Origin of the sequence: Sorangium sp. So ce367, from assembly GCF_051520455.1 — a bacterium.
Lineage (GTDB): Bacteria > Myxococcota_A > Polyangia > Polyangiales > Polyangiaceae > Sorangium > Sorangium cellulosum_B.
In genome coordinates, this window is the sequence record NZ_CP150334.1 from 11,681,850 (window position 1) to 11,701,057 (window position 19,208).

General features: G+C 69.5%; 12 protein-coding genes and 1 tRNA gene. 8 read left to right on the forward strand and 5 right to left on the reverse strand.

Going from position 1 to position 19,208, the window contains the following annotated elements; all coding sequences use genetic code 11:
* Positions 1–217 precede the first annotated feature (217 nt).
* Positions 218–1,252 (reverse strand): sulfotransferase family protein, encoded by a 1,035-nt coding sequence (locus WME97_RS44230; RefSeq protein ID WP_437547003.1) that lies wholly within the window; start codon positions 1,250–1,252, stop codon positions 218–220.
* 676 nt (positions 1,253–1,928) lie between these two features.
* Between WME97_RS44230 and mxcH (WME97_RS44235) the strand changes: the two genes are divergently transcribed.
* From mxcH (WME97_RS44235) to WME97_RS44245, 3 genes are all read left to right on the forward strand, one after another.
* The gene (gene mxcH, locus WME97_RS44235; RefSeq protein ID WP_437547005.1) at positions 1,929–4,475 is read left to right on the forward strand and encodes a TonB-dependent siderophore myxochelin receptor MxcH; all 2,547 of its coding nucleotides are present in this window, start codon (positions 1,929–1,931) and stop codon (positions 4,473–4,475) included.
* A 53-nt stretch (positions 4,476–4,528) separates the two neighbouring features.
* Positions 4,529–5,857 (forward strand): hypothetical protein, encoded by a 1,329-nt coding sequence (locus WME97_RS44240; RefSeq protein WP_437547007.1) that lies wholly within the window; start codon positions 4,529–4,531, stop codon positions 5,855–5,857.
* 62 nt (positions 5,858–5,919) lie between these two features.
* Positions 5,920–7,521: a PepSY-associated TM helix domain-containing protein gene (locus WME97_RS44245; RefSeq protein WP_437547009.1), complete on the forward strand. Its 1,602-nt coding sequence runs from the start codon at positions 5,920–5,922 to the stop codon at positions 7,519–7,521.
* A gap of 116 nt (positions 7,522–7,637) precedes the next feature.
* On the opposite strand, the gene mxcH (WME97_RS44250) is transcribed toward WME97_RS44245, so the two are convergent.
* Complete coding sequence (gene mxcH / locus WME97_RS44250) at positions 7,638–9,869, reverse strand: TonB-dependent siderophore myxochelin receptor MxcH (RefSeq protein WP_437547011.1); 2,232 nt, start codon at positions 9,867–9,869, stop codon at positions 7,638–7,640.
* Between the two features lie 242 nt (positions 9,870–10,111).
* Positions 10,112–11,380, reverse strand: coding sequence for a hypothetical protein (locus WME97_RS44255; RefSeq protein ID WP_437547013.1), 1,269 nt, complete (start codon positions 11,378–11,380; stop codon positions 10,112–10,114).
* A 256-nt stretch (positions 11,381–11,636) separates the two neighbouring features.
* Here WME97_RS44255 and WME97_RS44260 point away from each other — a divergent pair, with 256 nt between their 5' ends.
* From WME97_RS44260 to WME97_RS44280, 5 genes are all read left to right on the forward strand, one after another.
* Positions 11,637–12,017: a penicillin acylase family protein gene (locus WME97_RS44260; RefSeq protein WP_437547015.1), complete on the forward strand. Its 381-nt coding sequence runs from the start codon at positions 11,637–11,639 to the stop codon at positions 12,015–12,017.
* A 680-nt stretch (positions 12,018–12,697) separates the two neighbouring features.
* Positions 12,698–14,305 (forward strand): PepSY-associated TM helix domain-containing protein, encoded by a 1,608-nt coding sequence (locus WME97_RS44265; protein WP_437547017.1) that lies wholly within the window; start codon positions 12,698–12,700, stop codon positions 14,303–14,305.
* Positions 14,298–14,645: a hypothetical protein gene (locus WME97_RS44270; RefSeq protein ID WP_437547019.1), complete on the forward strand. Its 348-nt coding sequence runs from the start codon at positions 14,298–14,300 to the stop codon at positions 14,643–14,645. Before WME97_RS44265 ends, WME97_RS44270 begins: the two co-directional genes overlap by 8 nt.
* Positions 14,638–14,913: a hypothetical protein gene (locus WME97_RS44275; RefSeq protein WP_437547021.1), complete on the forward strand. Its 276-nt coding sequence runs from the start codon at positions 14,638–14,640 to the stop codon at positions 14,911–14,913. The genes WME97_RS44270 and WME97_RS44275 overlap by 8 nt, the downstream gene beginning before the upstream one ends.
* 326 nt (positions 14,914–15,239) lie before the next feature.
* Positions 15,240–15,326, forward strand: a tRNA-Ser gene (locus WME97_RS44280).
* A gap of 207 nt (positions 15,327–15,533) precedes the next feature.
* On the opposite strand, the gene WME97_RS44285 is transcribed toward WME97_RS44280, so the two are convergent.
* Together WME97_RS44285 and aspS are read right to left on the reverse strand one after the other, a co-directional pair.
* Entirely contained in the window at positions 15,534–16,919 is a 1,386-nt protein-coding gene (locus tag WME97_RS44285; protein ID WP_437547023.1) for a DUF4388 domain-containing protein, read from the reverse strand.
* Positions 16,920–17,115: 196 nt separating this feature from the next.
* Positions 17,116–19,077 carry an aspartate--tRNA ligase gene (gene aspS / locus WME97_RS44290; protein WP_437547025.1) on the reverse strand — a complete coding sequence of 654 codons (1,962 nt, stop codon included), beginning with the start codon at positions 19,075–19,077 and terminating at the stop codon, positions 17,116–17,118.
* Positions 19,078–19,208 lie beyond the last annotated feature (131 nt).

The window sequence follows — 19,208 nt, forward strand, 5'->3', positions numbered from 1 at the left end:
CAAGGGAAATAAACGAAATCGCTCGAAAAGCTCCCGTTGCGAGCGAACGGCGCGACGATTGCGACACGGCTGCGACCGGCGCGCAGCGAGCGCACGACGCAGGCCCCGATCATGTGGCCCGAAGTCATGTGGCCCGAAGTCATGTGGCCCGAAGTCATGTGGCCCGAAGTCATGTGGCCCGAAGTCATGTGGAACGAGTGGAGCGATCCGGGGGGCTTCATCCCTCGGTGTCGTACCCGAGGCGCTGAAGGGTAGGATTGGCCTTGCGACCGAGCGTGCTCAGCAGTCCCTTGGGCCACTCGCGCCAGGGCTCTTCTGCGGCGACGACCTTACCCCCTGTGGCGAAGATCTTGTTGTCCCCCATGCCATGAAGCTGTTGCTTGCCTAATTTCTTGTTGACGAGATCGTCTGACCATGGCTCGTGCAGGAACTCGAACAGCTTCTTTCCGTTCGATAGCGGGTCCTTCGTGAACTCCTCGTACCGGACGAGGAAACATCGGTCCTTGTTCCTCTCGTAGAAGTCCATCGTCGACTCATTGCTCGAGACCCATTCGTTGAGGTATGTCTCGACGTCCAGGCTGGTCTTGCCGTTCAGCGGCAACCCGTCTCGCATCGGGAATCTCGTTGCGCACGAGTGCGCAACGCTGAATCCGTGTCGTACCGCGTAGATGAACTGAGCGCGGTAGTCGAATATAGCGTCCAGGAGGTCGAGCCTGTGGGGGATGAACAGCTCCTTCGAGGCCCATCGCCGCTTGCCCTTGCTCGCCGCGTACTCGCTGTAGATCGCGTCGACCAAGCGGCCCATTCTCAGAAGAAAATGCGTGAACGGCTCGTTGAGAAATTTCATCGCGCGATGGCCGGTGGTGAACAGCCGGTCCATCGCGACGATCTCGCTCGCGACGAAGGCCTCCGGGACGGCTGACAGACCGTCCGCCGCATTGAGCAGGTAAGACAGCAGCGTCGTTCCGGATCTCCGATTTCCAATGATGAAGATCGGAGTGCAGGAGAACTCGTTGTCCGGATGGGCGGGTTTTCGCCGGATCTCCGCGTCCGGGGGTCGGATCAGACAGCTGTCTCTCTCCTCGTCGATGAAGAAGTACCTCAGGACGCCGGGCAATTGAGCCAGAACGTCGAGTTGACCTTGGGCCTCCTGACGAAGCGTCGCATCCCCGGAATTCTCCTTGACCCGAGCGGTGAACTCCGTGAGGCGCTCGATGACTTGCTGGAGCTCATTGATGTGCCGAAGATCCATGCGTTCCCCTGTGTTGTGGTCTCGTTTACGGTTCGTTGCCTGCGCGAGCGCGCGTGCTCTCGTCGGATCTGGAGCGGGCGGATCGCGCGGGGAGCTGGACGGCCCGCGTCGCAGAGTCCCCGGCGCCGCTGACGCCGTGAGCAGGCGTAGTGTCGCACCCCACATGAAAAATGAATGTGGTTTTCATTTTCATGAACGCCGGATACTTGCTGGCGCCGGACCTGTCAAGGGGGACGTGCGTCCTGGGCGGGCATCGAGCCCGCGGTCGTGTGCGGTGGGATTTCGCAATCCAAACCGCGATGGAGCCTGCGGTGGTCGCGGTGGCGTCCGCGCCACCACGCGCTCGCGCGCATCCGTTCGTACCGTCGTCGCAGATGCGCCAGGTAGTGTAGATTACAATTTCAGGGGAAGTTTAGAGCAGCATCGATATCCGGAAGAAAAATGAAATTGATTTCTGTTTTCATCTTGACTATGGGCAGACCAGTCCATGGAGGTCAGCTCGGTTTCCCGGCCCCCGCGTTCCGAACCGCGGGCCAGGTCAAAGGTCGATGGGGTGACGCGAAGTCCTTTTGCGCTTCGAGGCCCGCTTGCAGGGGTGTTGACCTTCCTGCTGCCCAGCTTGCAGGCGCCAGCGTACGCCCAGCCCGAGCGCGCCGCGGGTGACCGGGAGCCGACCGTGAGCGCGCCTGCCGCTGGCTCGCCGGGCGTCGATCGCTCACCGCCCGGCGCCGGAGGCCCTCAAATCGAGCCGCCGCAGCTGCTCGAGCTCGCCGAGGCCGAGTACCCACCGGAGGCCCGCGCGGCCCGACGGGAGGGCACGGTCGTGCTGAGGCTCCTGATCGACGCGGCGGGGCGCGTGACCGAGGCCGAGGTCACGGGCCCGATGGGCGACGGCTTCGACGAGGCCGCCCGCGCGGCGGTGCTCCGGTCCCGCTTCACGCCGGCCCGCCGGGACGGCACGCCGGTCGCCGCACGCATCCTCTACAGCTACGAGTTCCGGCTCCCCGAGGAGCCGAGAGCCGAGCCCTCCCCCTCGGCGACGGGTGGAAGCGGGATCGCGGCCACGGGCACGGCAGCGCCCGCGTCCCCCCCGGCCAGCGGGCCCGACCCGGCGAACAACGCAGCTCCCCCGCCGGCCAAGGGGCCCGATCCGGCGAACAGCGCAGCGCCAGCCGAGGTGACCGTGCGCGGCGCCGCGATGGCCGAGCGCCTCCGGCAATCCGCGCAGGCGGTCACGGTCATCGAGACCGAGGAGGCGCAGCGGAGGACCGCCGATCTGGGCGAGGTGCTCGCCCGCACCCAGGGCGTCGGCGTGCGGAAGAGCGCGGGGCTCGGCTCCTGGGCGCGCTTCTCGCTGAACGGCCTCACGGACGAACAGATACGCTTCTTCGTCGACGGCGTGCCGCTCGATCTCGCGGGGTACCCGTTCGGCGTCTCGAACGTGCCCGTGAACCTGGTCGAGCGCGTCGAGATCTACCGCGGCGTGGTCCCTGTGCGCTTCGGCGCCGACGCGCTGGGCGGGGCCGTCAACCTGGTCACGGATCGAGACGTCCGCGGCACCCATGGCGCGGCGTCCTACGAGGTCGGCTCCTACGACACCCACCGGCTCACGCTCTCGGGGCGGCACCTGCACGAGCCGAGCGGCTTCTTCACCCGCGTGAGCGGCTTCTTCGATTACGCGAAGAACGACTATCCGGTGGATGTCCTGGCGGTGGACTTCAAGACCGGGCGCAAGGACTCCGAGCCCACCCGCGTCCGCCGCTTCCACGACGCCTACCGGGCGGCGGGCGCCAGCGCCGAGGTCGGCTTCGTCAATCGGCCCTGGGCGCGGCGCCTGCTCCTGCGCGCCTACGTCACCGATTACGACAAGGAGCATCAGCACAAGTTCGGCGTCATGGAGACGCCCTATGGCGAGGTCACGAACGGCGAGACCGCGCCGGGCGCGACGCTCCAGTACGAGCAAGGGCTCGGCCGAGGCGTCGCGCTCGAAGCGCTCGTCGGGTACACGTACGGGCGCGCCACCTTCCTCGATGTCAGCGAGTGCAACTACGACTGGTTCGGTCGCTGCCGCAGCAAGCGCCCCAAGCCAGGCGAGGACGAGACGCCCCCCCGGGATCGGGTCTTCCAGGAGCACAGCGGCCTCGGCCGCCTGAACCTCCGTTACCGGCCCCACCCGGAGCACGCGCTGCAGCTCTCCGTGTCTCCGACGTTCATCACGCGCACGGCAGAGGAGCGCAGGCAGGACAACCCCCAGGCCCGCGAGCAGCTCAGGGGCACGCACAGCCTGTTCACCTGGGTGCACGGCATCGAGCATCAGCTCAACGTGCTCGACGATCGCCTGGAGAACAGCTTCTTCGTGAAGGACTACGTGCAGCTGCTCCGCATGAAGGGGCGCCTCCCGGGGCTGCACGGGTACTTCGACCAGCGGGAGCGCGACACCCATCAACTCGGCCTCGGCGACGGCCTCCGCTATCGCTTCTCCGAGTGGCTCTACGCCAAGGCGTCGTACGAGTGGACGACGCGGCTCCCGCGGCCCGTCGAGGTGTTCGGCGACGGGGCGATGATCGTCGCCAACCTCGCGCTCAAGCCCGAGACGAGCCACAACGGGAACCTCGGCTTCACGATCGACGCGCGCGACACCGCGTGGGGCGCGTGGCGGCTCGACGCGAACGGGTTTGTCCGCGCGGTCGAGCGGCTCATCGTGCTGAACAACCGCACGGACTCGATCCAGTACATCCACGTCTCGGGGGCGCGGTCGCTGGGCATCGAGGCCGCCGCCGGCTGGACGTCGCCGGGGGAGCACCTCGCCCTCGACGGCAACATCACCTATGACGATTTCCGCAAGACGTCCGACGAAGGGAACTTTGCTCGCTCCGAGGGCGAACGGATGCCGAACCGGCCGTGGCTCTTCGCCAACGGCTCGGCGCGCGTGCAGCTGAAGGAGGTCGCCGCGCCGCGCGACGCGATCTCGCTCACCTGGGATACGCGCTATATGCACGAGTTCTACCTCGGCTTCGCGAACTGGGGGATGGCCGAGACCAAGGCCAAGGTGCCCTCGCAGCTCCTGCACTCGCTCGCGCTCACCTACGTCGCGCGCGACGAGCCGCGCACGGTGAGCTTCACGATCGAGGCTCACAACCTCACCAACGAACGGGCCTCCGATTTCTACGGCGTCCAGCGACCCGGGCGGACTCTGTTCTCCAAGGCGACGCTGGAGATGTGATGACGACGATGTCGAGGTGAGCCCTTTGGCTCGCACGACAGAAGGAGACGCAGATGAGTGTGATTCAGCGGAAGCAGCGGTCATCGACCCGAACGAGCGCGACGGCCTTCGTGCTCGTGCTCCTGACCGGCGTGCTCGGCAGCGGCTGCGGCGACGACGAGACGTCGAACCCCGTCGATCAGAGCGGCAGCGGCGGGCAGGGCGGCGCGGGGCAGGGCGGCGATGGCGCGGGGCAGGGCGGCGACGGGCAGGGCGGCGGCGGCGGGCAGGACGGCGGCGACGCGTTCATCGTCGCCACGCGCGTCTGGGACGACACCGCGACCAACTCTTACTTTCACGTGCTGCCATCGATCGAGTCAGGCACGGAGGTCGACCCGTCCCAGGCGCTCGAGATCCCCGGATCGGCACGGCTGTTCGCGTTCGAGGGGCTGGGCTGGTTCGGCATCGGTGAGGCCCAGGCGCCGACGATCTCGCGTTACACGATCGAGGGCGGCGCGCTCGTCAAGGGAGACTCGATCAGCTTCCAGCCGTTTGGCGTGCAGTCCCTCTGGCCCACGAATTACCTCATCTCTCCGACGAAGGTCTATCATCCGGATCGCGCGGGCGAGCAGATCGTCGTGTGGAACCCCACGACGATGGAGGTGGAAGGGACGATCCCGCTGCCGGACACGCACCGCGAGGGCTACCTGGCGCTGTACGGATACGGGTCTGTCCTGCGCGGCAAGACGCTGCTCGTCTCGGTGGGGTGGTTCGACTGGAAGACGACCGACACCATCCTCCCGGAGACCGGGCTCATCGCGATCGACACCGAGACGGACACCGTCGTTCGGTTCGACGTCGACGACAGGTGCGGCGGGATCTCGCAGCCCATCGAGACGGCCTCTGGCGACGCCTATTTCGTGAGCTCGGCGCTCGCGGCGGCGGACTATCACCTCCAGCGCCTGGAGTCCGAGCCCTGCGCGCTGCGCGTCCTGAAGGACGCGGACGCCTTCGATCCGGACTTCGCCCTGGTCCTGAGCGAGCTGACGGACGGCGCGCCCGCGGGGGATCCCATCCCTGCGGGCGGGAACAGCATCTTCCTCCGGGTGTTCGACGAGGAGCTCGCCACGATCGACGAGGCGACCAAGATGTCTGGCGTCACGAGCCAGCCGGCGTGGCGCTGGTGGCGGTGGGACACCGCGACGAACGAGGCCGCGGCGATCGAGGAGCTGGACCCCTCGCCGGCGAACGTCTCCTTCTTCGAGGTCGACGGCCGGGTCTTCACGATCGATGAGGGCGCCGACTCCACGGAGAGCACGCTGATCGAGCTTACGGCCGAGGGCGGCCCGAAGCTCGGCCTGAAGGCGCCGGGGTACCTGCACGGGTTGGCGAAGGTGAGATAAGCACGCGCGGCGCCCGGCGCGCGGCGCCCGGCGCTCCGCGCGAGGGGACAGGGTGACTCGCGATGGCCAAGAAGCTCTCCCGCCATGCCTTCACGACCTTCTGGGACGTGCACGCGTGGGTCGGCGTGATCGGTGGGCTCTTGCTCTATGTGATGTTCCTGTCGGGGGGAATCACGCTCTTCCGGAGGCAGCTAGAGGTGTGGGAGGAGCCGCTGACCCAGCAGCGCTCTTCCGTCGAGCAGGCGGGGCTCCAGGCCACGCTCGATGAGGGGCTCGCCGCCGCGGGGACGGCGCCCGAGCAGATCTGGTTCGACCTGCCGGAGGGCGGACTCGGCACCGCGCGGTTCAAGTACGTCTCGCAGGGCGAGGTGGTCTCGTCGTGGGTCCACGAGGGGCTGGTGCCCGAGCGTGAGCGGCTGTCCGACTTCCTCTACGAATTGCACTATCTCTGGCACAGGGTGACCGGCGACTGGCTATTCTATCTCGGCGGTCTCCTGTGCGTCGCGCTCCTGCTCGCGCTGGCGACCGGCGTGTTCATCCACCTGAAGGACATCGTCCGGCAGTTTCATCAGTTCCGGCCGGACAAGACGCGCCGTGTTCTGTGGTCGGACATGCACAAGGTGCTCGGCGTGATGGGCCTGCCGTTTCAGGTCCTTTACGCTTACACTGGCGCGTTCTTCGTGTTCCTGGGGTTGCTCGTGCAGGTGTTCACGGGGCCCGTGTTCGGTGGAGACGCCGCGCGGGCGGACCTCCTGGCCTGGGGAGCGTCCTTTGCGGACGAGCCGGCGCGCGGGGCGCCCGCTCGCGGCCTGACGCTGGACGAGCTCATGGCCCGCGCGCGCGCCGCGGAGCCCCGGCTCGTGCCCGAGAGGCTCCGTATCCGACACCTCGGCCTCGACAGCGGGACCGTCGATATCCGCGGATCGATCGCGGGCGTCCCGTTCGCGCGCGGCGTCGTGCGCGTGCGGGCGATCGACGGCGCGGTCCTCTCGCTCGACGCGCCGGGCGCCGAGGGCGCGCGCAGCGACGCATTTCGCTGGATCTACGGCCTCCACTACGCCGATTTCGGCGGCATCACGCTTCGCATCCTGTTCTTCGCGCTCGCCCTGGCGACGTGCGCGACGATCCTCACCGGCAACTGGATCTGGCTCGCTCGACGGGAGGCGCGGCAGGAGCGCCTCGGCAACCGCCTCCTCGCGCGGCTCACCGTGGGCTTCGGCGCCGGGACCGTCGTCGCGATCGCGGCGCTCTTCCTCGCGAGCCGGGCATTTCCGCTCGACTGGATCGCCCGCCCGGCGGCCGAGGAGCTCACCTTCGTCGTGGCGCTCGGGTTCTGCATCGTCTGGGCGCTCGCCGCGCGGGACGGTGGGCGCCTCTGGTCGCAGCAGCTCGGGCTCGCGGGGCTCTTGCTGCTGCCGGTCCCCGCGCTCGCGGCGCGCTGGTCCGGGGCGGGGCTCTTCGGCGCGGGGCCGAAGCTCGGAGCGGTCGTCGCCGTCGACGTCGCGCTCCTGCTGGCGGCCGCGGCGCTCTGCGCGTCGGCCTGGGCGCTTCGCCGGGCGACCTCGCGACCCGAGGCGCGGCTCCTGGCGACGCGCCGCGCGCCGCGGCCTTTGTCGGCCCACGGCGAGGCAGGGCTCGTGGCCAGGCGGCAGACGGCGTCCTGAAGCCGCAAACAGCGAGAAGTTGAGACGCCGGAAGACGCCAGAAGACGCCAGAATTTATTATTTCTTTTGGCGTCTTCTGGCGGCTCATTTCTCTGGTTTTCAAGCTGATCGGTGTTCTAGAGCTCTGCCGTCGCCTTGAAGTAAACCGCCCGCCCCGGCCGAGGCACCCCGAAATAATCGAACGCCGGCGCGTCCGTCAGGTTCTGCACCTCCAGCGTCGCGCTCACGCTGGGAACCGCGCGAAGCATGTATTCCAGCGCGAGCAAGTGCACCACCTGCGAGTCGACCTTGTCCTTCGACGCCGGGTCCCCCGCGTCCTCCCATGCGACGTAGAACTCGTGCGCATAACGAGCCGTCCAGGTCAGCGCGATCCGGTCGTTCACCGTGCTCACGTCCGGCAGCTCCAGCCGCACCGACGCATTGCCGAACAGCCAGGGGCGGTTCGGCATCCGGCTCCCATTGAACAGCGCGAAGTCTCCCTGCTCCGACGTGTTCCGGAGGTCCATCCAGGTGACGTTCCCGTCGATCGCGATGTACTCCCCCGGCGCCGTCCAGCCCGCGGCCGCCTCGACCCCGAGCGACCGCACCGCCGAGATGTTCTGGTACCTCGTATAGACCCGCTGGCTCACGAGCAGCGCGCTCATGTGCTCCGTATCCCTCAAGAACCCGCTCACGTCCCCGCGGAAGGCCCCAGCGCGCGTGTCTCGCGCGTCCACCGTCGCGCTCAGGTTCAGGTTGTGGCTCCTGTCCGGCTGGAGCTCCAGGTTCGGGCGGATGAGCACCCCGTTGCCGAAGATCTCGTCGGGCCGCGGGAGCCGCGACGCGTACTCGTACGACGCCTTGGCCCAGAGCCAGTCCGTGAAGCGGAAGCGCAGCGCGTCCCCGAAGCCCACCCCGTGCGTCGTCCGGTCGAGCTCCTCGTCGCCCGCGAGCTCGGACGCCGCGTGATAGAGGTAGTCCTTGACGAACACGATGTTCTCGAGGCGCCGGTCCATCACGTCGAGCTGGTGCTCGAGGCCGCTCACCAGCGTGAACAGCGCGCGCCGGGCCGACAGCGGATCGATCGAGTCCGGGTTGACCCGGCGCCGCTCCTCGCCTGTGCGCGCCACGAGCGTCGGCGACATCGAGAGGCGCAGCGTGTGCTGGAGCGACGGTGTGTAGCTCGCGTTCACGCGACCGATGATCTGGTGCTCCCAGTTCCGCGTATCGCTCTTCCACGCGGCGATCTCTCCGCCGTCGTCCTTTCTCTCCGCCACGCGGCGGCCGAACCAGTCGTACGTGTACCGTGAGGTGTCCGTGAACCTCAGGGTCCGGAAGCTGTATCCCCCGAGCGCCGCGAGCGACAGCCTTCGTATCAGCCAGTGGGGCCGCTGGTAGCGCAGCGTCCCGCCGGCCACGGTCTCGCCGTACTCGACCTCGCCATAGGGATACACCCCATCGGCGTCCACCTTGCCGAGCGTGTGCTGGAGCCCCTTGGCGTAGTCCGTGGCGAAGAGCCGCAGGAGGAGCCGCTTCGCCCACGGCTGGTCCACGAAGCCGAGCTCGAGGTTCCCGCCGATCGCGCGGTAGGCGTCGTTGAAGCGGTGGACGCGGGCGGTCCGGGGCCTGCCGCTCTGCCGGTCTGCCACGGGGGCGTCCATCGCGTAATCGTTCTTCGCCGCGTCGAGGAAGCCGCTCGCACCGACGAAGAAGCCGCTCGGCTCGATCCGCCGCCTGCCCATCGCGGTGAGCCGGTACGTATCGAACGAGCCGACCTCGTACGACGCGGCGGCGCGCGTGCCGCGGTAGGACTGATCCGTCGCCAGGTTGACCACCCCACCGAGCGCGTCCGCGCCGAAGCGGGTCGGGACCACGCCACGGTAGATCTCGACGCGCTCGACCAGGTTCACGGGGATGTTCGCGATCCCCTGGCCGAACCCGGAGAACTCGAGCGGGACTCCATCGACGAAGAACCGGATCTGATCGTCGACGAGCCCGTTCAACGAGAAGCGCGTCTGCGAGCCGAGCCCGCCGGATCGCCGCGCGCTCACGCCGGCCTTCCGGCCGAGCACCTCGCCGAGATCCGCGCTCTCGCGCTGCGCGCGATCGGTGTCGAACGCCTCGACGGGCTCCGCCGACTGGCGCAGGCGATCCGCCTCGGAGTCGCCCTTGACCATGACCTCGATCGCGGGCGCGGCTTGCGCCTCGGCCACGGGCGCGGCTTGCGCGTCGGCCACGGGCGCCTCGGCCACGGGCGCGCCCTGCCCCTCGGCCGCCGGCGCGGGGGCCTCCTGCGCGAAGGCAGCGGGGGTGACGGCGAACAGCAGCGCCCCTCCGAGCGTACTCCAGTCCTTGCGTGCTCTCTTCATGTCCATGCTCGTCCGGGCTGTGCCTGTCCGCGCCCTCGGCCCGCGCTTCCGGGCCCAGACGCGGCGCGCTGCCCTCCGCCGCCAGCGAAGAGCGCCGCTCAAAACCTCCCGTCGCCAGGCGGCCGAGAGGAGGCGCACTGCGTCGTTGCTCTGCGTCGCCCCACGTCGGCAGGGCGCCTCGTCGCGCCTGGCGCTGCATCCGCTCCTGGCCGCCTGGGCAGGTCTGGTTCTGCTCGGCCCTCTTAGCGCATGCGCGCCATCAACTCCACCATGCCCTCGACGCTGATCATCGGGACCGGATCGCTCCCGCCCGTCATCTCCATGAGCGTCGTCGTGGAGGCGCCCGTCGCCTTGTCCTGCACGTTGGCCGGGTGGAACACGCGCCCGTCCTCGAGCTGGAAATACCACTCTCCCGCCACGATCCACGGCAGCGTGGTCACCTCGCGCGCCTCCCCGGCCTCCGGGTCGAAGTGCCAGTAATGCCAGTTGCTCTCGAGCGACGCGTTCTGGAGCTCCGTCGGGTCCGTGCTCGTCACCCGCTCCTCGTGGAACGCCATGAAATAGAAGCCCTCGCCGCCGTCCGGGATACCGCCGTTCGCCGCGCGGCCGCCCGCGAGCGCCGACAGGTCGAGGTACCCGTCGGCGTCGATCTCCTCGGCTCCAGCGCGGATGCGCAGCGCGCACGAGGGTTTCGGCGTCGAGGCCGTGTGCAGCGTCATCGTGGCGAGCCAGCTCTGGAAGAAGTAGATGTCCCCCGAGGCGAGCTCCACGCTCGTGAAGGCGCCAGCGCACCGGTCGTCCTCATCGATCGTGACCACCTCGTCGCTTGCCGTATCGATGACCAGGAGCCCGGCGGCCTCCAGCGGCGCATAGTCCTGGTCCCACCAGCCCACCGGCAGCAGGAGGCGATCGCCCCGCCGGCGCGCCGCGAACGGCGCGCCGATGACCTCTGCCGAGTACCCCTCGCGCTCGAGGCCCGAGAGATCGATCTCGACGCCGGGCAGGGTCATCGCCGACGGATCCCACGCGATGGCGCGGAGGCCCGGCGCGTCGAAGACATAGGCCTTCGTGTCGCTCACGATCGTGATGTTGTAGCCATCCACGCCGCGGAGCCCCAGCGCCGCGAAGCTGAGCGTCTCCCCGCGCGTGAGCTTCCCGCCGTCGAGCGTGTAGCGCGTGATGGTGGGTGAGCCGTAGCCTCCGGGCACGTAGAGCGCGCCGCCGTGCACGTGCGGAAAGGAGGTCTGCACCTCGAGTCCCTTGCGCGTCTCGACCTGCGTCTCTGTGTCGAGGCCCGGCGCGACGCTCAGGTACGAGAGCGATGACTCCGGCGTCCTGATCTTCGCCGAGATGGCGTAGGCCGGGCCGTCCTCCCCGACGCTCCCGCCGGTCGCGGTCGGGCTATCACCGTCGTCGCCTCCGCACCCTGCGGCGGCCACCGCCGCCACGAGCGCTGCACTCCAGCCCGCAAGCCGCGCGGCCCACCGCATCTTCACGCACGTCGTCGACATCGATCCTGCTCCTTGCGCTCGGCGCACATTGTCACATTCTGGACGTGTTGAAAGTGAGAGCCACTTTCAATTAGGTTGCGCCGTTATCCCGGTCATACGCCCGTGTCAACTGGGGAACGAGGGCCTATCTGGAGCCCTGGCAGTGGAAAATTCTGAGCAATTACGCGCTGTTGAGACCATTCCGGGCGACGTCCCCGCGGCCGCGCCATCGTGCGCTGTCGCACCACGCCCACCGGCTCGTCGCTCGAGGCGCGCCATGAAGATCTCGCTGTTGCTCCTCGCGGCGCTCGGCGCGCTCGCCGTCGCGGGGCTCGTCTTCTTTCGCACATCGCTCCCCGAGGTCTCGGGAGAAGTCACCGTCTCCGGGGTGTCGGGTCCTCTCGATATCGTCCGCGACCGCCACGGGATTCCGCACATCTACGCGCAGAGCGTGGACGACGCGTATTTCGGCCTTGGCTACGTCCACGCGCAGGATCGGTCATGGCAGATGGAGGTCAATCGCCGGGTCGGCTCGGGCACGCTGTCCGAGGTGTTCGGCCCCGAGGCGCTCGGGCACGATCGATCTCACCGCGCCGTCGCTCTGGTACTTCGCGCACCTCAGCGCGCCGTCGCTGAACGTCATCGGCGGCCGAGGTAGCGGAGACGACCGTGGCGCCGGTGAGTCGATCTCACGGCATCCATGCGAGCTGTTTGGCAAGTGGAACCTGCCCATGTGAGCGACGCGCGGGAGCTGATATTATGTTCAGTTGTCGGTTCTGCTGATTCTGAGGCTGCGAGGCGGGCGCGCAGGGAGGGGGAGCGCGGCGCCGCGTGGCCGGACGGGGATCGCGGCCCTCCCGCAGGTGGAACTGAAATTGATTTCTGCTTTCATTCCAGGTACTGCAGTCTTCTGACATGGTCGCCTGCCACGTTCTCCGCCGCCCAGGTTCCGAGCTGGGCGCCTGGTCGAACGTGCGTGCTGTGGCGCGAAGGGCTCTCGCACTTCGGAGCCCGATTGCAGGCGTGCTGGCCTTCCTGCTGGTCGGCGCGCAGGACGGCGCCCCGCCGGCGAGGCGCGCGGGGGATGGCGGGGATGGCCGTGACGCGAGCGGCGCGCGCGCGCCCGCAGCCGGCTCGACGGACAGCGAGCGTCCGCCGGACGCCGGGGTCCCTGCCATCGAGCCGCCGCGGCTCCTCGAGCGCGGCGAAGCCGAGGCTCCGGCGGAGGCGCGGGCGGCACGACGGGAGGGCACGGAAGACGCCGGGGTACCTGCACGGGCTGGCGAAGGTGAGATGAGCTCGCGCGGGGCTCTGCGCGACGGGACAGGGTGACTCGCGATGGCCAAGAAGCTCTCCCGCCATGCCTTCACGACCTTCTGGGACGTGCATGCCTGGACCGGCGTGATCGGTGGACTCTTGCTCTACGTGATGTTCCTGTCGGGGGGGATCACGCTCTTCCGCAGGCAGCTCGCGGTGTGGGAGGAGCCCCTGACCCAGCAGCGCTCCTCCGTCGAGCAGGCGGGGCTCCAGGCCACGCTCGATCAGGGGCTCGCCGCCGCCGGGACGACACCGGAGCAACTCTGGGTCGACCTGCCGCAAGGCGGGCTGGGCGCCGCGCGGCTCCTCTACTACTCGCAGGGCGAGGCGGTCACGTCGTGGGTTCACGAGGGGCTCGTGCCCGAGCGAGAGCGGCTGTCCGACTTCCTCTACGATCTGCACTACCTCTGGCACCGGGCGACGGGCGAGTGGCTGTTCTATCTCGCCGGTCTCCTGTGCGTCGCGCTCCTGCTCGCGCTGGCGACCGGCGTGCTCATCCACCTGAAGGACATCGTCCGGCAGTTTCATCAGTTCCGGCCGGACAAGACGCGCCGTGTCCTGTGGTCGGACATGCACAAGGTGCTTGGCGTACTCGGTTTGCCATTTCAGCTCCTGTACGCTTACACGGGCGCGTTCTTCGTCTTCCTGGGGGTGCTCGTGCCGATGTTCACGGGGCCCGTGCTCGGCGGAGACGCCGCGCGGGCGGACCGTCTGGCGTGGGGAGCGTCGTTCGCCGACGAGCCGGAGAAGGGAGCGCCCGCTCGCGGCCTGACGCTCGACGAGCTCATGGCCCGCGCGCGCGCCGCGGAGCCCCGGCTCGTGCCCGAGAGGTTGCGTATCCGACACCTCGGCCTCGACAGCGGGACCATCGATATCCGCGGATCGATCGAAGGTGTCCCGTTCGCGCGCGGCGTCGTGCGCCTGCGGGCGACCGACGGCGCGGTCCTCTCGCTCGACGCGCCGGGCGCCGAGGGCGCGCGCAGCGACGCATTTCGCTGGATATATGGCCTCCACTACGCCGATTTCGGCGGTATCACGCTTCGCATCCTGTTCTTCGCGCTCGCCCTGGCGACGTGCGCGACGATCCTCACCGGCAACTGGATCTGGCTCGCTCGACGGGAGGCGCGGCAAGAGGGCCTCGGCAACCGCCTCCTCGCGCGGCTCACCGTGGGCTTCGGCGCCGGGACCGTCGTCGCGATCGCGGCGCTCTTCCTGGTGAGCCGGGCGTTCCCGCTCGACTGGGGCGCGCGCGCGACGGCCGAGGAGCTGACGTTCCTGGGGGTGCTCGTGCTCTGCATCGCCTGGGCGCTCGCCGCGCGTGACGGCGAGCGCCTCTGGTCGCGGCAGCTCGGGCTCGCGGGGCTCTTGCTGCTGCCGGTCCCCGCGCTCGCGGCGCGCTGGTCGGGGGCGGGGCTCTTCGGCGCGGGGCCGAAGCTCGGAGCGGTCGTCGCCGTCGACGTCGCGCTCCTGCTGGCGGCCGCGGCGCTCTGCGCGTCGGCCTGGGCGCTTCGCCGGGCGACCTCGCGACCCGAGGCGCGGCTCCTGGCGACGCGCCGCGCGCTGCAGCCTTCGTTGGCCCACGGCGGGGCAGGGCTCGTGGCCAGGCGGCAGACGGCGTCCCATGGTTGAGACCGCGTCGGTCCTCTCGGCGTATCTCGCCTTCGCGCTGCTCCACGGGGCGCGGCCGGAGCGCCTGCCGTTCGGCCTCGCGGCGCGGCTGCGTGCGATGCGCGCGTGGCGCGCCTCGGCCCGGGCCCTCTCCCTCGTCATCTTCTCGCTGTCGGTGTGGATGTGGAGCCGAGCCGAGGCCGGCGCGGCGGCGCTCCTCGTCCCCTTCGCGGCGCTCCTCTGCGCCGCGAGCGCGTTCGTCCTGCTCGCGCCGGTCTGGCCGCGCGCCGTCTGGGGCCTCGCCCTCCTGTGTCCGCCGGCCATCGCCGCGCTCTTCCTCCTCGGAGCGCGCCATGGCTAGCCAACGTCTCGCCCGGCTCGACGCCGCGCTGCGCGTGCTCGCGGCGCTGATCGGCACCCTGCCGCTCGCCGTCCTGGCGAGCGTGTGTCTGGCGCGATTCGCGCCGCTCGCGGAGGGCACGCGGTCCGCGCTCGGCTTTTCGCTCGTGGTTCCGCTCTGGCTCGCGGCGATGTGCTTCACCTTCCTGGCCCGCAGCGCGGCCCGCGCGTGGGGGGTCTGCGCGGCGCTCGGCGCCGTGTTGCTCGCCCTCGCCTACGTGGTGCCGTGATGACGGGCGCGCGCCCCTGGCGACCAGAGCTGGCCCGGCGCCTCCGGCGCTCCTCGTCCGTTCGACGGTGATCGGCCGATCCGAGCGCCCAGGGTCGAGCCTGGCGGCCCGCTTTCCGTGCCGTCCGTCCCGCCCACTCGGAATCCGTCGCCGCCGGCATCCCCCTGCACGATCTTTTGTGCACGGCGACAACCTCTTTGGTATGTTGCCGCTCCCTCGCCGCCGCGATGAGCGTCGGACGAGCCAGCGTTCTTTCTATCTTCATGCATCGAGGTCCGCGCTGCTCCTGCGCTGAGCACGGGGCGGGTGGACCATCCTGGGTACCAGGAGAGGTGGCCGAGTGGCTGAAGGCACACGCTTGCTAAGCGTGCGATCGGGAAACTGATCCGCGGGTTCGAATCCCGCCCTCTCCGCCGCGAGAACGCTCAGCGCTACGCCCATCGTGCGGCGGCCTGAGCACCGCGAACACGCGAACACGCGAACTCAAACAGACGAGCCCCGTGCGATACGGGCCGCGCTCGAGCGCGCCGCTGCGCGCGAGCAACGCGTGGGTGGTCATCGCGCCGTCGCGGCCTCACGCGGCCTCATGCGGGATCGCGTGGCCCTCGCGGCCGCGGCGCTCAGGCCGCCCTGGTCCTCAGCACCCGCGACTGGAGGAACTGGTAGATGGTCTTGATCGCGTCGAACGAGCCGACCGCGCTCTCCTTGATCACCTCGTTCACCGTACGCGAGCCGTTGACCGCGCCGAGCACGAGCTGCTCGATGCGCGTGAGCTTGCCGGAGCCCACGCCGTCGAGCGCGACCTGGTCGACGACCACCACCTGGTCGAAGTTGATCGTCCCCTCCATGAGCCGCCACTCGTCGACGCGCCGGAACCCCTCGAGGACCAGCGCGGACACCGGGAGGCCGAGGTGCGCCTGCTCGACCTCGGGGCGGAACGGCTCGCGCGTGAACGAGAAGCGCCCGTAGGGCCAGCGCAGCACCTCGTAGATGAGCTCGCTCGACTGCCGCTCCAGCACGGCGATGAGGTCGTCGTTCGTCGCGACGCCGGCCTCCACGAGCACCTGCCCGAGCAGGGCGTGCGGCCGCTTCGCGCGGAGCAGCGCCTCGAGCCGCTCCCGCGTCAGGAGCCCGCGCTCGATGAAGTAGCGCCCCAGCTTGAACTCGTCCGACGAGTTGCGCGCCTGCACCAGATCGATGAGCCCCTGGCGGAGCGAGATCGTGACCGACGCGCGGTTCGTGGTCACCCGCATCACGCCCGTCTGCCGCTGCATCTGGAGCAGCTGGAGGATCTCGGCGAGCGGGATCGCGGAGACGTCGCCGCTCATCACCTCCTTCGCGTCCGCGGGCGTATCGTCGAGGTCGCGGAGCGTCAGGGTCAGCTTGGAGACGACCTCGCTCGTCATCACGCGGGCGACCGCCTGCATCACCGCGGCCTCGTTGGTCCGCGCCTCGGGCGAGAGGCCCATGATCGCCGGCGTCATCACCGTCGACAGCTGCTGCGCGAACTCCGCGCCGGCGCGCTGGCGCATGTTCCTGGCGAGGAGGCTCGGCCGCACGCTCTCGGCGATCGTGTCCTCGTCGGGCATCTTCGCGCCCTCGGGCACGGGCCGCGCGCGCCCCTCCGCCGCCTTCGAGAGCGCGCCCTCGATCACCGCGACGAGCGCGCGCGCGTCGAACGGCTTGGTGATCGCGTCGACGGCGCCGGTCTGCTGGACGAACTGCCCCCTGAGCTTGTCGCCCTTGGCGCTCATCAGGACCACGGGCACGTTGCGGTGCGACGGGTTCGAGCGGAGCTCCCGGCAGAAGGCGTAGCCGTTCATCCTCGGCATCACGAAATCGAGGAGGACGAGATCGTACTTCGGCCCCTTCTTGACCAGCTCGATCCCCGCGAGCCCGTCGCGCGCCACGGTCGGGTCGAACCCATTGCGAGCGAGGATGGCGCTGACGACCTTCAGGATGGTCGGGCTGTCATCGACAACGAGGACTCGCGCCGGGGAGGCCATGGCGAAGGATACAGGCCCTACCCTACCAGAAGTGCGCGGCCTGCAAACATAAAGGCCAACGCGGACGGCCGCGCGCGGCGAGGCAGAGCACAGCGAGCGCGGTCGCGGCGGCGCGCGACCGGCGAGAGGCCCGCCGCGCCGCCGCGCCGCCGCCGCCGGAGGTGCATCCGATCGCGCGCGCGTCCGCCGACTGGCATCAGGCGCCGGCGCTGCCGGTGCCCGTCGCGCCTTGCCGGGTGTCCGCCCGGGGGTCCCCGGCCGCGACCGCCGTCTTCACGTGAAGCTCGGCGAGCTGCGCGGCGTCGACGATCACGGGCGCGCCCGTCATCTGATCCGTGCCCTGGTTGGTCTTCGGGAACGGGATGACGTCCCTGAGCGTCGGCGCGCCGCTGAGCAGCATCGCGAGCCGGTCCATGCCGAGCGCGATGCCGCCGTGCGGGGGCGCCCCGCTGCGGAGCGCGTCCAGGAGGAACCCGAACTTGTCCCGCGCGTCGTTCTCGTCGATGCCCAGCGTCTTGAAGACGCGCGCCTGCACCTCGGGATCGTGCAGCCGGATCGAGCCGCCGCCGATCTCGAACCCGTTCAGCACGAGATCGTAACGGTAACACTCCACGCGCGCCGGATCGCTCTCGAGGAGCGGGACGTGCTCGTCGATCGGCCGCGTGAACGCGTGGTGCGCGGCGGCCCAGCGCCCCGTGTCCTCGTCGAACTCGAACAGAGGTGGGTTCGTCACCCAGAGGAACCTCCACTGGTCCCCATGCCCGTACTCCGGGATGAGCCCCATCTTCTTGGCGACGTCGATGCGGAGCTTCGCCATCACGGTGTGCACGACGGCTTCCTTGCCGAACTGGAAGCAGAGGACGTCGCCCGGCTTGGCGCCGAGCGCCTCGTTCAGCTTCTGCCGGAGCTCCGGCGTGATCGACTTCGTGAGCGGCGACTGCGTCCAGGAGCCGTCCTCGGCGAGCTTGGCGCGCGCGAGGCCGCGGAAGCCCTTCACGTCGCGGAGCCCGCGCTCGAGGTCCTCGGTCTGCTGGCGGGACAGGTTGGCGCTCGCCGGGATCACGAGCCCCTTCACGATCTCGGCGGGCAGGTCGCGCCGCAGCTTGCCGGACTTGAACTTCTCGGCGAGCTCGACCCAGAACGGCACCCCGCCGCCGTTGTGCTCGATGATGAGCTCCGTGAGGTCGGTGTGCTCGATCCCGAAGCGGAGGTCGGGCTTGTCGTTGCCGAAGCGGCGCATCGACTCGGCGTACGGCATGCGCGGGAAGCGGCCCGTCGGGTAGAGCTCGGTGAGGTCCTTGCCGAGGGCGGCCTTGAACACCGCGAAGACGAGCCCCTCCATCAGCCCGAAGACGTCGTCCTGGTTCACGAACGACAGCTCGACGTCGATCTGGGTGAACTCCGGCTGCCGGTCGATGCGCAGGTCCTCGTCCCGGAAGCACTTCACGATCTGGAAGTAGCGGTCGAAGCCCGCGACCATGAAGAGCTGCTTGTAGAGCTGCGGGCTCTCGGCGAGCGCGTAGAACTTGCCGGCCGAGATCCTCGACGGGACGAGGAAGTTGCGCGCCCCGCCCGGCGTGTACTTCACGAGGAAGGGCGTCTCGAGCTCGAGGCAGCCCTTGTCCGACAGGTAATTGCGCGTCGCCCGGTTGATCTCGTGGCGCATCCGCAGCGCCCGCTGGAGCGGGGCGCGGCGCAGGTCGAGGTACCGGTGCTGCAGGCGGATCTCCTCGCGCGTCTCGATCTCGTCCGCGATCTCGAACGGCGGCGTCTCCGCCCTGTTGAAGATCGTCGCCTCGGCGACCCAGACCTCGATGGCCCCCGTGTCAATCTTGTCGTTCACGTTGCCTTCGCGGCTGACCACGACGCCCCGGACGCCGATGACCCACTCGGACCGGGCCTTCTCGGCGGCGGCGTGCGCGTCGACGAGGTCCTTCTCCTCCGCCTTCAGGCCGTGCTTCCTGATCGCCGCGAGGTAGCTGCGATCGAAGACGATCTGCGTCACGCCGGTGCGGTCGCGGAGGTCGATGAAGATGCAGCCGCCGTGATCGCGGCGCCGCGCGATCCAGCCGAACAGCACGACCTCCTTGCCAATGTCTGCCTGGCGCAGATCGCCGCAGCGGTGCGTCCTCTTGAGCTCATCGATGAAACGGGACACGAGCCGACCTCCGATTTTCCGTGGGAGGGGCGACTCTAGCCCAGGTCGCCGCTCACCGCCTCTCCGTATCCTCCGTGCCCCGCGCGCGGTTCGGCGGCGCATCGGCGCCGCGCGCGCCGCGCCGCCGCCGA